The sequence below is a fragment of the Pseudomonas sp. 05T35 genome (assembly GCF_056396605.1).
In genome coordinates this window covers 1-386 of sequence record NZ_JBFTLU010001001.1, presented here as the reverse complement: position 1 = coordinate 386, position 386 = coordinate 1, and the positions used below count along the sequence as shown (strand labels likewise).

Genomic DNA, 386 nt, shown 5'->3' with positions numbered 1-386 from the left:
GTCCGGCACTATCGCGCCGACACCGGCCAGACCCCGGCGCGGGCCATCGAACTGATCCGCGTCGAAACCGCACGGCGATTGCTGAGTGACACCGGAGTGCCGATCAAACGGATCGCCGTGCAATGCGGGTTCGGCAGCGAAGAAACCCTGCGCCGCAGTTTCCTGCGGGCCATGGGCGTGACTCCGCAGGCGTATCGCGAGCGGTTTTCGCGGGAGAGTGTGGTTGAGGAGGTTTGAGTCAGCTGACTCCCTGCTCCCGGGTTTCCATTTCCGACGGCTGGTTAAAGTATTTCGAGCGATCGGGGGTGAAGGTCACGAGCATTTTGGTGCGGGAGCAGGTTATCGATCGTTCCTGAGTCAGGTCGATGTCCAGGTCTTCACCGCGC

1 protein-coding gene is annotated in these 386 nt (G+C 62.2%); it reads left to right on the top strand.

Annotated elements, in window-relative coordinates; genetic code table 11:
• A partial coding sequence (locus AC1DH9_RS31110) for a helix-turn-helix domain-containing protein (protein ID WP_477809582.1) occupies window positions 1-237 on the top strand: 237 nt, incomplete at its 5' end.
• Window positions 238-386: the final 149 nt, after the last annotated feature.